The organism is Gloeocapsopsis sp. IPPAS B-1203, from assembly GCF_002749975.1.
Classification (GTDB): Bacteria; Cyanobacteriota; Cyanobacteriia; order Cyanobacteriales; family Chroococcidiopsidaceae; genus Gloeocapsopsis.
The window spans coordinates 1-12753 of record NZ_PEIG01000014.1 but is presented as its reverse complement, the minus strand read 5'-3'; the positions used below and the strand labels follow the sequence as shown (position 1 = coordinate 12753).

General features: G+C 43.1%; 13 protein-coding genes and 1 pseudogene. 10 read left to right on the top strand and 4 right to left on the bottom strand.

From position 1 onward, the window contains the following. The first annotated feature begins 115 nt into the window (after positions 1-115). From CSQ79_RS20930 to CSQ79_RS20910, 5 genes are all read left to right on the top strand, one after another. Positions 116-949, top strand: coding sequence for an EamA family transporter (locus tag CSQ79_RS20930; protein WP_099703067.1), 834 nt, complete (start codon positions 116-118; stop codon positions 947-949). A 94-nt stretch (positions 950-1043) separates the two neighbouring features. After that, complete coding sequence (gcvT, locus tag CSQ79_RS20925) at positions 1044-2186, top strand: glycine cleavage system aminomethyltransferase GcvT (RefSeq protein WP_502693949.1); 1143 nt, start codon at positions 1044-1046, stop codon at positions 2184-2186. A gap of 119 nt (positions 2187-2305) precedes the next feature. Continuing rightward, positions 2306-2695: a glycine cleavage system protein GcvH gene (gene gcvH / locus CSQ79_RS20920; protein ID WP_099703183.1), complete on the top strand. Its 390-nt coding sequence runs from the start codon at positions 2306-2308 to the stop codon at positions 2693-2695. Between the two features lie 141 nt (positions 2696-2836). Continuing rightward, positions 2837-5749, top strand: coding sequence for an aminomethyl-transferring glycine dehydrogenase (gcvP, locus tag CSQ79_RS20915; protein WP_099703182.1), 2913 nt, complete (start codon positions 2837-2839; stop codon positions 5747-5749). Between the two features lie 131 nt (positions 5750-5880). Beyond that, positions 5881-6294, top strand: a complete 414-nt coding sequence (locus CSQ79_RS20910; RefSeq protein WP_099703066.1) for an acyl-CoA thioesterase — start codon at positions 5881-5883, stop codon at positions 6292-6294. A gap of 10 nt (positions 6295-6304) precedes the next feature. On the opposite strand, the gene CSQ79_RS20905 is transcribed toward CSQ79_RS20910, so the two are convergent. Further along, positions 6305-7297 (bottom strand): Kelch repeat-containing protein, encoded by a 993-nt coding sequence (locus tag CSQ79_RS20905; protein ID WP_099703065.1) that lies wholly within the window; start codon positions 7295-7297, stop codon positions 6305-6307. Positions 7298-7517: 220 nt separating this feature from the next. Between CSQ79_RS20905 and CSQ79_RS28265 the strand changes: the two genes are divergently transcribed. Then, entirely contained in the window at positions 7518-7670 is a 153-nt protein-coding gene (locus tag CSQ79_RS28265; RefSeq protein ID WP_289501392.1) for a hypothetical protein, read from the top strand. Between the two features lie 211 nt (positions 7671-7881). Here CSQ79_RS28265 and CSQ79_RS20900 read toward each other — a convergent pair whose 3' ends face one another. Further along, positions 7882-9177, bottom strand: a complete 1296-nt coding sequence (locus CSQ79_RS20900) for an ankyrin repeat domain-containing protein (RefSeq protein ID WP_099703064.1) — start codon at positions 9175-9177, stop codon at positions 7882-7884. 61 nt (positions 9178-9238) lie between these two features. On the opposite strand from CSQ79_RS20900, the gene CSQ79_RS28260 reads away from it, so the two are divergent. Together CSQ79_RS28260 and CSQ79_RS20895 are read left to right on the top strand one after the other, a co-directional pair. Beyond that, positions 9239-9391: a hypothetical protein gene (locus CSQ79_RS28260; RefSeq protein WP_289501391.1), complete on the top strand. Its 153-nt coding sequence runs from the start codon at positions 9239-9241 to the stop codon at positions 9389-9391. Positions 9392-9405: 14 nt separating this feature from the next. Further along, positions 9406-9870: a DUF4079 domain-containing protein gene (locus tag CSQ79_RS20895; protein ID WP_099703063.1), complete on the top strand. Its 465-nt coding sequence runs from the start codon at positions 9406-9408 to the stop codon at positions 9868-9870. A gap of 197 nt (positions 9871-10067) precedes the next feature. Here CSQ79_RS20895 and CSQ79_RS20890 read toward each other — a convergent pair whose 3' ends face one another. Further along, positions 10068-10730 (bottom strand): DUF1997 domain-containing protein, encoded by a 663-nt coding sequence (locus CSQ79_RS20890; RefSeq protein WP_099703062.1) that lies wholly within the window; start codon positions 10728-10730, stop codon positions 10068-10070. Between the two features lie 168 nt (positions 10731-10898). Between CSQ79_RS20890 and CSQ79_RS20885 the strand changes: the two genes are divergently transcribed. Then, complete coding sequence (locus CSQ79_RS20885; protein WP_099703061.1) at positions 10899-11558, top strand: NAD(P)H-binding protein; 660 nt, start codon at positions 10899-10901, stop codon at positions 11556-11558. Positions 11559-11664: 106 nt separating this feature from the next. After that, positions 11665-12315 (top strand): glycoside hydrolase family 24 protein, encoded by a 651-nt coding sequence (locus CSQ79_RS20880; protein WP_099703060.1) that lies wholly within the window; start codon positions 11665-11667, stop codon positions 12313-12315. Positions 12316-12520: 205 nt separating this feature from the next. Here CSQ79_RS20880 and CSQ79_RS20875 read toward each other — a convergent pair. Continuing rightward, positions 12521-12753: pseudogene (locus tag CSQ79_RS20875) on the bottom strand (photosystem II q(b) protein); the annotation flags it as partial.

The window sequence follows — 12753 nt, the reverse complement described above, 5'->3', positions numbered from 1 at the left end:
CTACTTCATGTAAATTAAGGGGTTGCAACGAGAAAATAAGTTTATCTCTCATACGTTACAGTAGGAATCGCTTTACCTCAATCGCATCAATGGCAATAAGGGTATCTGCAATTAAATGATTCAAGTATTGTGTGCTGCACTGCTATGGGGCTTTGCTGGGGCGTTGGCTGGGCGTTTAATGGGAGGAACACTAGAACCTGCAATTCTGGTTCCGTTACGCTTTTTTGGGAGTTTTTTAGTTCTTTTGCCCTTCATATGGCGCTTACCGCCAAGTCATAAAGAGTTACCGCGCCTTTTTGCGATCGGATTAGCATTAACCCTAACTCAAGTTAGCTATTATTTAGCAATTCATTTATCAAGTGTGGCAACGGGGCTATTTTTACAGTATATGGCTCCAGTATTACTAACTTTATACGCTTTGGTTCGTGGAGAGAGTTTGTCTCGACCGAAATTATTTGGATTAGGATTTGCAGTTGTGGGAGCGTATTTTTTAGTAGTAGGTCCCCAAGGGCTGGCAGGAGGATTGGGAATAGCTTATGGCATAGCTTCGGCTTTTTTGTTCGCTACTTTTTCCTATCTCGGAATGGGAATGCAAGCACACCCGTTAACAGTATTAGGACTGGGGATGGGAGTCGGTAGTTTTCTGAGTGTACCGTTCACTCCCTGGCAAAAAATTCTTGACTTGAGTGTTATGGATTTAGCTGCAGTTGCATATATTGTTTTACTAGGAACTGTTGTTCCCTTTGGTTTATTTTTATGGGGAGTACGTAAGATTCCGGCACGTGTGGCAACCTTAGTCGCCATGATTGAACCAGTATGTGGGGCAATTTTTGCTATTTTCCTGGTTGGGCAATTACTTTCGCCGCTAGCTGTATTAGGTGGGGCAATGATTTTATGTGGCGTTTGGCTAAATACCGGTGTATCAGTTAAAAAGTCATCTGGTGCTTAAGGAGTTAACTAAATTAATATGATTAGCTGGGAGGTAGGCATCTTGCCTGTCAAGTTCGAGATAATAAGATCTTTAGTAACTTAATGGGTTGTCTGTGGCTAGTCAAGAAGAGTTAATTTCAGAAATGCTACCGTTAGCTCAAACGCCTCTGTATCAACTTGCACTCGAACTTAAAGCCCGACTAACTAGCTTTGGTGGTTGGGAAATGCCGGTGCAGTTTGTTGGCATTAGTAAAGAACATCAAGCGGTGAGAACTGCAGCGGGAATATTTGATATTTCCCACATGGGTAAATTCATCTTGCGCGGGAAGCAGTTAATTTCTCAATTACAGCGTTTAGTCCCATCGGATTTGAAACGCCTGCAACCAGGTCAAGCGCAATACACTGTCTTGTTAAACTCCCAAGCTGGAATTATTGACGATATTATTTTTTACTACCAAGGGGAAGATGCTGGTGAACAACGAGGCGTGATGATTGTCAATGCGGCAACTACTGATAAAGATAAAGCATGGATTTTGCAAAACATTGATTCAGAACAAGTACAGTTGCACGATGTCTCTTCAGAAAAAGTCTTAATTGCTGTGCAAGGACCCCAAGCTGCTGCCACTCTACAACAATTTGTTCAAGAAGACTTATCTGAGATTAAAGCTTTTGGTCATCTTGAAGCAACAGTTCTCAGTCAACCTGGGTTTATAGCGCGAACTGGGTACACTGGAGAAGATGGATTTGAAGTGATGGTTGATTCAGAGATAGGGATAAAATTGTGGCGATCGCTCTACGATGCTGGTGTCATTCCCTGCGGGCTTGGTGCGCGTGATACGCTGCGACTCGAAGCTGCAATGGCGCTTTACGGACAAGATATTGATGAAACAACCACACCTCTCGAAGCTAGCATGGGCTGGCTAGTTCATTTAGACACTAAAGAGGACTTTATTGGGCGTGAAGTTCTTGCCCAACAAAAAGCGCATGGAGTTCAACGCAAACTAGTCGGGTTGTGTCTTGAAGGTAGAAATATAGCGCGTCATGGCTATCAAGTGCTATCGCACTCGAAAGTTGTGGGCGAAATCACAAGCGGTACACTCTCGCCTACATTAGGTTATCCCGTTGCTTTAGCTTATGTTCCTACTGCTTTGGGTCAATTAGGACAGCAGCTAGATGTTGAGATTCGGGGGAAACTATATCCAGCGATCGTCGTTAAGCGTCCATTCTATCGTTCAAAAACGCGGCTATTAACTTAAAATCGTCCCAGATTTTTATGAAATAATGAGCGCTAGCACTAGAATGCTTACTCTACAGCTTGATGATGCATGCTGTAGAAAGTACTAAGTATCAAGACTTTTTATTATTGAGGTTGCATATGGTACTGGAATATCCCAGCGATTTAAAATATCAAGATTCTCACGAGTACGTAAGGTTAGATGGCGATATCGCCACAATTGGCATTAGCGCCTTTGCTGTAGATCAACTAGGTGACATTGTGTTTCTAGAATTGCCAGAAGTTGGTGATGCCATCACGAAAGGAGAAAGCTTTGGCACAATTGAGTCGGTGAAGGCTGTGGAGAACTTGTACGCTGCAGTAAGCGGTACAGTAGTAGAGTGTAATGATGCCATAGTGGAGGCACCTGAACAGTTAGCCGATGACCCCTATAGCGAAGGTTGGTTGTTAAAAGTAAAAATAACTGACCCTAGTGAACTTGATGATACGATGTCTGCGGATGAGTATCAGGCACAAGTAGAAGGTGAGTAGTTAGAGATTAAATCAGGCTAGGGATTAAAAGATTGAGGTATGAAAAAGTCATGAAATTGAATAATTATCCTGTCCCTAGTTCTCGTTATTTAAAATAATGTTGCAGAATATGAAGAAGAAGTCGTGTCTGGAGAGCAGCCTGTGGTAGCTTATAGCTCTAGTACTGGTTCAATTCGTCAGCAGCTGATAGAAGAAGCACAAGAATCTTTTTCTTTCGCACAAAGGCACATTGGTTCTAAGCCGGAAGAAATTCAACAAATGCTTGACGAATTAGGTTTGGCAACGCTTGATGCTTTGATCGACCAAACTGTACCGCAGGCAATTCGACTCAATGGCTCGCTTCAGCTAGAACCAGCGCAGAGTGAATACGCAGCCTTAGCTAAACTAAAAGAAATCGCCTCGAAAAATCAAGTATTTCGCTCATTTATTGGCATGGGGTATCACGACTGCATGACCCCACCTGTCATTCAACGCAATATTCTAGAAAATCCAGGCTGGTACACTGCCTATACTCCCTATCAACCAGAGATTTCGCAAGGACGACTAGAAGCACTACTGAATTTCCAGACAATGATTATTGATCTAACAAGTTTGGAAATTGCCAATGCCTCACTCCTTGATGAAGCAACAGCAGCAGCCGAAGCAATGGCAATGAGTTATGGGCTGTGTAAGCAAAAAGCAAATACCTTTTTCGTTTCCCAAGATTGCCATCCGCAAACGATCGCAGTTGTTGAAACTCGCGCTGTACCGCTAGGAATTAAAATTGTTGTCGGCGACCATCAAACGTTTACTTGGGATGATTCTGTCTTTGGTGCGTTGCTACAATATCCAGCGAGTGACGGGACAATTTACGATTATCGTAGTTTTGTCGAACAAGCCCATACAGTAGGGGCTTTAATCACAGTTGCAGCCGATCTTTTAAGCCTGTGTTTACTGACGCCGCCTGGAGAATTTGGGGCTGATATCGCGATTGGGAGTACTCAGCGTTTTGGCGTTCCCCTTGGCTACGGCGGTCCTCATGCAGCTTATTTTGCAACAAAAGAGCAATACAAGCGACAAGTACCAGGACGAATTGTTGGTGTTTCAAAAGATATTCATGGTAAGCCAGCGCTACGTCTTGCACTACAAACTAGAGAACAGCATATTCGTCGGGAAAAAGCAACTAGTAACATTTGTACTGCTCAAGTGTTATTAGCGGTTATGGCATCAATGTATGCGGTTTATCACGGATCGCAAGGCTTGAAAAATATTGCCCAACGAGTTCATCAGCTAACAGTCATTTTGGCTGAAGGTCTGAAGCATTTAGGCTATGCCGTTAGTTCAGAACACTACTTTGATACACTGCGAGTAGACCTTGAACCAGAAAGTGTTGCCCAAATCATTGCAGCAGCTTTAGCTCAGCAAATCAATCTACGAACTATTAATGAAAGTGCGATCGCGATTAGCTTAAATGAAACAACAACAGAAGCTGATCTCTATGATTTATGGCAAATTTTTGCTGGCAGTGAAGTGTCTTTTACGCTAGAAGAATTAGCAACTCCTCAATCGGCATTTGAGAGTGTCAAACCGTTTAGTCGCACTAGTCGCTATCTAACACATCCTGTATTTAACAGCTACCATGCTGAAACTGAGATGCTGCGCTATATTTACCGATTGCAAGCTAAGGATCTATCGCTGACAACATCCATGATTCCTTTGGGTTCATGCACGATGAAGTTGAATGCGACTACCGAAATGTTGCCAATCTCGTGGCAAGAGTTCGGGAAAATTCATCCGTTTGCACCCTTGTCTCAAACCAGAGGGTATCAAATCTTGTTTGCACAACTCGAACAAGCTTTAGCTGAAATCACAGGTTTTGCCGGAATTTCCCTACAACCAAATGCGGGCGCACAAGGAGAATATGCGGGGTTACTTGTGATCCGTCAATATCACGAAAGTCGCGGTGAAGCCCATCGAAATGTTTGTCTGATTCCAGAATCAGCCCACGGGACAAATCCCGCAAGTGCAGTGATGGCGGGGATGAAAGTCGTGGCGATCGCTTGTGACAAACAAGGCAATATTGACATTAATGATCTGCAAGCAAAAGCTGAAAAACACAGTCACGAACTTGCGGCTTTGATGGTGACGTATCCTTCAACACATGGTGTTTTTGAAGCACAAATTAAGGATATTTGCGCGATTATCCACGCCCACGGCGGGCAAGTTTACATGGATGGGGCAAATATGAACGCCCAAGTCGGAATTTGTCGTCCTGGCGATTATGGTGCGGATGTGTGTCACTTGAACTTACACAAAACTTTCTGTATTCCCCATGGTGGCGGTGGTCCAGGAATGGGACCAATCGGAGTTGCAGCGCATCTTATTGCGTTTTTACCAGGACATCCGGTGGTGGAGATTGGTGATGAACAAAGTATCGGGGCGATCGCTGCCGCGCCTTGGGGTAGTGCCAGTATTTTACCGATTTCCTGGATGTATATTACGCTGATGGGTGCGGCAGGACTAACGCAAGCAACTAAAGTCGCGATTCTCAATGCGAATTACATTGCCCACCGCTTAGAACCTTACTACCCAGTGTTATATAAGGGCAAATCAGGCTTAGTTGCGCACGAGTGTATTTTAGATTTGCGATCGCTCAAGAAATCTGCCGGAATTGAGGTAGACGACATTGCCAAGCGTTTAATGGATTACGGCTTCCACGCGCCTACAGTTTCTTGGCCTGTTGCTGGCACAATGATGGTAGAACCAACAGAAAGTGAATCAAAAGCAGAATTGGATCGCTTTTGTGAGGCAATGATTCAAATTCGCCAAGAAATTGCGGCAATTGAGGCAGGTAAGGTAGATATGCAGGATAATGTTTTGAAAAATGCCCCGCATACTGCTGAGACTTTGATTGCTGCTGATTGGCAACACTCTTACTCCCGCGAACAAGCTGCTTATCCAACACCACAAACTCGCGAACACAAATTCTGGACTACTGTTGGACGCATTGATAATGCTTATGGCGATCGCAATTTCGTCTGCTCGTGTTTACCAATGGAAGCGTATAGTGAGTAATTAGTGGATAGTGGTTAGTGAGTAGTGTTGAATGTTGAGGTTAACACTTCATGACTCTCTTAAACTCAACACTTCTGACTCATAACTTTCCGTCTCCTCTGTCCCTCGCCCCTCGCCCCTTGCCCCTCATTATGCAACCATTTACAACACAGCTAAGGGTACGTCATTATGAAATGGATGCTCTGGGTCATGTCAATAACTCAGTCTATCAACATTACCTCGAACAAGCCGCGATTGAACATTTAGAACATCTTGGTTTTTCTTTAGATGTTTATCGTCAACTCGGTGGTGTTTTTGTGATGCGCCGGATTGAGATTGATTACCTTCGTCCGGCGATCGCTGGTGACACTCTAGAAGTCCGTACTTGGTTGCAAGAAATGCGCGGTACGCGTGCGATTCGGCGCTATGAAATTCGCAAGCATGGCAACGACCACTTATTAGTGACAGCTGAAGCTTTATGGGTATGGGTAGACTCAATGACAATGCGCCCTAGACCAATTCCTGACGTGTTATTAGATGCTTTTGTGCAAATGCAACATTCTTGAAGGAATTTTCCTAATTTACCAGCTGAAATCTACCTCGGTACACTGTTTTGTTGAAAGCTGGAGCGCCTGAAGAATAGTAGATATTACCGTTGATAAAACCACTAACTCCTGAGTGGCGTTTAGTAGGTAATGGCGTTAACTCACGCCATGAATTTGTTTTAGGATTATACACTGTTACCTGATTAACTGCCATCTCGTGTTTAACTTCGCCACCCACTAAATATATTTCTCCATTAACGACAAAAGTTGCAGCCCCAATATGACTACGACCTTGTGGTAGATTAGCCACTTTCGCCCACTGCTGAGTTGCAGGATTCCAAGCATGGACGGTATTTTGTGTCGTTAAGTAGTCATCATAACTATGCTGCCCGCCGATCGCATAAATCTTGCCGTTGACAATTGCATCTCCTAAGTGCGAGCGCGGATTGGGTAAAGGCGCTGCTGGTTGCCAATTAGCAGCGAGATTGTTAAGCTTTAGTACCCAATGATTGCCACGGTCAATTCTATTAAGATCTGCTCCACCGAAGAAGTGCAATTCCCCTTTCAAATTACTAAATCCACCGCTCCCTCTAGCTTGTGGTAATGGTGGCATTTCAGACCAGGTATTTGTTGCAATGTTGTAGCGTAAAACTTTTCTTGTCGCAAATAACTGTCCACCTTCAGGCTTACCAACATACCCACCTGCTAGGTAAATATTTCCTGGGTCGGCTGCAACTCCTGCGTGCGTGATTCTTACTGGTATATCTGCAAGTCGCTGCCACGTATTTGTTGCTGGATCGTATACATCCGCGCGATTTGTTGGTCTCCAATTAGAAGTATATCCGCCCAATTGATATAATTTACCACCGACTACTGCACTCATTGCCTCTCCAGTTCCCACCGGAGAAGGTGCAACCGTAGTCCATTTAATTTCAGTTGCAGCTAAAGATTTAACTGTAGTGAATACTACAAAAATAATTATGATAAATGCTAATATTGTAGACTGTTTTTTAAAGTAACGCATTATAGTCTGTCACTGAGTTTTTACAGAAATTATAGATATTTTTACTGCTATATTAGATTGCTCTTAAGTTAAGAATAGGTAAATAAGGTCTTGAAAAGTTATGGTAAATAGTTAAAGCATAAATAAGTGTTTGGACAAAACGCATTATCTTTAACTAATAGCTATGCAAGCTTTTATCTTTATACCTAATAAGCGCTATTAACGCTAAAGTTTCTCTTTATTGAGGCAACAAGACAATGTTGTCCTATATATTCAGTTACCTAAATTTTTAGGCGAACATCATCAAGCTTCAGGTATATCGCAGTTGTTACGCGATCGCCGAATTGTGATTTTTGGAATTGCTGTCATCCTGTTTCACTTTGCCGAGGCTTAGCAATCATTGCAGTTTTCGTTCCTAAAGTTAAGCTACCTGCGATTAAGCCTGCAAGAATAATAAAAACTCCCGTTTTTTGAGAAGATAGAATTTTTGTGTGCGTACTCATTTTTGATTTTCTATGATATTTGCGATTTTCGTTATCTAAATATCATTAGTGCAAAAACCGTGCCAAATTCCTTTGCTATTACCATTACAACAAAGGCGATCGCTATTCTTGAGCACCTGCTGTTTTAAGCGATCGCACAACATTTTTATATCCATTAAATTCTGCCAGCATTAAAGCAGTGTAGCCTGCGGTATTTTTTAATGTGACATCTGCGCCTGCTTTGAGCAGTATTGCTACTGCATCAGTAAAACCTCGGTGGGCTGCCCACATCAAGGCGGTTGCATGATATTTGTCTTGGAGATTGACTTGCGCTCCAGATTTCAGCAAACACTCAATGACCTCAATGTGATTTCGATCAGCGGCTTTCATCAATGCGGTTTTTCCATCATCAGCAGGTAAATTGGGATCAGCACCGTAGTTGAGTAATAGCTGTACTGTCTCGGTATGTCCTTGAGTCGCAGCAAGTGTTAGCGGCGTTTCACCTAAAGTTGTGATATTGAGTAGAGCTTTATTTGATGTGCCTATTTGTAACAATTCACGAACAATTGAGCTATGTCCGTGTAACACTGCAACCATTAAAGGCGTATCACCTAGACAATTTCTAGCTTCTACATCAGCACCCCGACTCAGCAACAGCTGGACAACTTCTGTATGTTTTTCAACAGCGGCTAAATGGAGTGGTGTTTCTCCGTCTTGATCTTGAGCATTAATTTCAGCACCAGCATTAAGTAATGCTGAAGCGATCGCCATATAACCTCCTGCGGCTGCGGCTGCTAACGGACTACCACCCTCAATATTTAAATTTGGATCTGCTCCTGCGTCTAGCAGTGCTTGTACTACCTCAGTTGCACCCAAATCGACAGCTTGTATTAATATTGTCTCACCTTGCTCGTCTTGGATATTAACATCAAGTGTTCCAGAAGCTAGTAGCACTTGAACTACATCAACGTGCTGTTGCTGCACAGCAAGCTTGAGGGCAGTATCATCATCTTGATCGCGGATAACAGCCTTAGCGCCAGCATTTAGTAATACACGTACTATGTTTGCATAACCTTTGAGTGCAGCGATCATCAATGCAGTGCTACCATCTTCATTAATTGCATTGACATCCGCACCATGCGCTAACAACGTTTTCACAATATCCAGTTGATTTGCCGCTGCAGCTAACATCAGTGGCGTTAAACTGTAAAGCTTTCTTGGGCGGTTTACATCAGCCCCATTAACGAGTAGCAGTCGCACAATTTCGTTATAGCCGCGCTGAGTAGCAAACATCAAGGCGGTTGTACCATCGGCATCGCTAGCATTCACACTTGCATCCGCACTCAAGAGTGCATGGACTTGTTGAATGTCACCACTTTTAGCCGCCTTGATTAATGAGATGTCTTTTGTTGCAGTCATGTTCAAACATCATCTCATCGAAGGCATTGTTAGTGTATCGCTAAATGCAACTTTTGAATAGATGAGTGATGAAACACCACTAGATTATAGACAAGGTAGTAGCGAAACACTCTATTTAAGTACCGATTACCAGTTCCCACTACCGCATTGGGATAAATTACTCATTGGTCAAATTTCTAAAACAACTTATGCTAAGTTTTATCAAGTTTATTAACAGATGAGAACACAATGGAACTTTCACAAGCAGTTAAATTCTGGCTAAACTTCATCCACCCTGTTTTGATGTGGGGTTTGCTTGCGGCTTCATTTTATGCACTGTATTTAGGTGTACAAGTAAGACGGACTCGCTATGCCGAGGGTGAAGTTAAAAAAGAGTTGATTAAAGGTAGATATAACGTTAAACACTACCAAATTGGTTCGGTCATCTTAGCACTCATGGTGATAGGTACGCTAGCAGCGATGGGTATTACCTACATCAACAATCAAAAGTTATTTCTTGGACCTCACTTATTAGTGGGATTAGGTATGACAGGGATGATTGCAGTTTCTGCCAGCCTCTCACCATTTATGCAAAAAGGTCAGAACTGGGCACGTTACACCCACATTGTTTTAAATTCTGCTTTACTCGCTTTATTTAGTTGGCAAGCAGTTAGTGGCATACAAATCATCCAAAACATTCTCAGCAAGCGATAAGTAGAAACTTGCTGCCTTCGATGTGAAAGTCTCAGATCCTTAGTTCTACACATAAATTAAATAGAACTAATGTAATTAGTTGTGCATGGTGAAGGGTAAACGCTGTCTATTACCCTTCACCGCCGTTTTGCTTAAGAAACCACGAGTGGCGTGCGGCGGCTTCGCCAATTATCAACCAAAACAATTTATGTTTCACTTCAAGTTGCCCGTTTTGATTTTGTTGGCACAGGTAAACCCAGCGACTTATGAAAATCTTCTTGAACCTTATAGGTTAGACGACGAGAAACTTGTTTAACGATGTTGTTGAGAAGGCGATCGCCTGTATTTTGAACGAGTGATTTTGGTAAACGTTGAACAAATTTCGGGAAATGAACTGCAACTGCCAAATCTAGCTCCCATTCAACGCGTGTCATTGTTTTTGTATTGGGTGCGGGGGCTGCTTCTACAAGTTCCATCATGGCTTGAAAGTCTACATCATAACCAGGGGCAGTGTAGTTTGGAACTGGAATTGTCTGAATGCGATAAATGCCTTCATTTGGGGGCAAAAGTTCTAAGCCAACCTTAGGTTCTACTTCATAGCCAAACGAGCCAATACGACCAATCGTCAATGCATATGCATTTTCCTTGACAAAATCTACCTTCATTGGCTGAGCGCAGCGGCAAAACCAGCCTTGGTGAGCATTGAGGTAGTTTGCGACTGCTTCAGCAGAGGCATACATTTCCATACAGTCAGTGAACTTTCCCTGAAAGCATGTTGGTGAATCAGTATGTGAATAGTCACTTTCTGCTAGCGTTGATTGTGCATCCCAATGCACTTGCCCATTTCTAGTAGATTTATATTCACCATTGCTCGACAGCATAAACGCATCCTTTGTAATTTGACTTATGTATTTAGGATTCCCATGTCGGGCTTAGAGTTTCTCTGCCATTGTGCAGCTTATCTCAAGGTTCATCAAAACTACAATTGAGATCGAGAGTGAGTTAAACTGACTCGAAAAATTGTTCGTTTATTCAGCATAAGCTTTAAAATGAAAGCATTTGTAGCAGGGGCAACAGGCGAGACAGGTCGCAGAATTGTCCAAGAATTAGTTAAAAGAAACATTCCTGTGCGCGCCTTGGTTCGGAATGTAGAGTCAGCTAAATCGATTTTACCGGCTGAGGCTGAGTTAGTAGTTGGCGATGTTTTGCAGCAAGATAGTCTTCGTGCTGCGGTAGGAGACAGTACTGTCTTACTCTGTGCAACGGGCGCTAAACCTAGTTTTGACCCCACTGGACCTTACAAAGTAGACTATGAAGGAACAAAGAATTTAGTAGATGTTGCTAAGGCTAATGGCATAGAGCATTTTGTTTTTGTTTCTTCCTTGTGTACTTCTCAACTGTTTCATCCTCTAAATCTGTTCTGGCTAATCTTAGTGTGGAAAAAGCAGGCGGAGGAGTATCTCCAAAAAAGTGGTCTTACCTATACTATCGTCCGACCAGGCGGTTTGAAAAATGACGATAACTCTAATCCAATTGTCATGTCTGCTGCGGATACATTGTTTGATGGTAGTATTCCACGTACCAAAGTAGCACAGGTATGCGTTGAGGCGCTGTTTAATCCTGAATCAAAAAATAAAGTTGTGGAAATTGTCGCTAAGCCAGAAGCTTCAGCAAAAAGCTTTCAAGAACTCTTTGCGAGTGTTGTTTAAAGCGATTTTGTCAAAGAGGAACATACCGCAAGCGATCTTCCTCTGACTTTAATATAAGGGCAGTTTTTACTGCCCTCTCATTTTTTGTCGTTGATTTTTTGTGCAAATGCGTAAGTCTTGGAAACGTTTGATTGCAAGCAGTACTGCTGTTTTGGCACTAGGTTTTTTGGTACATTATCGACAGCCAGAAGTGAGGCGATCGCCTAAAACTGATTCCACCACAGGCTATCTTCCACCATTAGTCATGGATGGCGGCGATCCTTACCTTCGTGCTTTGATGCGTACAATATCAGCAAGCGAATCTAATCACCCCCAACCCTACACAATTCTTTATGGCGGTCAACACGTTGAAGATCTGAGCAGTCATCCAGAGAAGTGTATCACAATTGTTACAGGTCCAAATCAAGGCAACTGTTCTACTGCAGCTGGACGCTATCAAATGCTCAATACAACCTGGAAAGAAAAGGCACAGCAATATCATCCTCAGCCACCAGGCTTGATGTTTTGGCGATCATATAGTTTCCAGCCAGAATTTCAAGATGCTGTTGTTTACGCTTGGTTAAGCGATCGCCAAGCTTGGGGAACTGACATTGCAGCATTACTTCGCCAAGGAAACCTAAATCGCGTACTCAGGCTACTTTCTCCCACTTGGACAAGCTTAGGTTACGGTATTGAAGACAATGTCATGACACAGCGTTTACCTCAGGTCTATCAAAAGATGCTGCAAGAAGAATTAAAAGCTATTGCTCAAATATAGCAGGGGTCAAGGATCAAAAGACACGCGATCGCTCAGACCGTAGATTCAGAGATCAGGGTTAAAAGCCGGTTCTGATTTTCTGTAGCGTCCTAACTTATGTTGACCATTGCCACAGGTTAATCAGCTCAAATACCATCAAATACCAAATGCTGAAAAAGCGCCCCCTGAGTAGGAGGCGCTTCTGAGATTAGATTCAGGCTAAAAATTAACCGTTGATGCTAGGAGCAGTTAAAGCAACTGGAGTAGCATCGCCTGCTGCTAAGTCGAGTGGGAAGTTGTGAGCGTTGCGCTCGTGCATGACTTCCATACCTAAGTTAGCGCGGTTGAGCACGTCTGCCCATGTGCCAATCACGCGACCTTGTGAGTCTATCACTGACTGGTTGAAGTTGAAGCCGTTGAGGTTGAACGCCATGGTGCTGATGCCCAAGGAGGTAAACC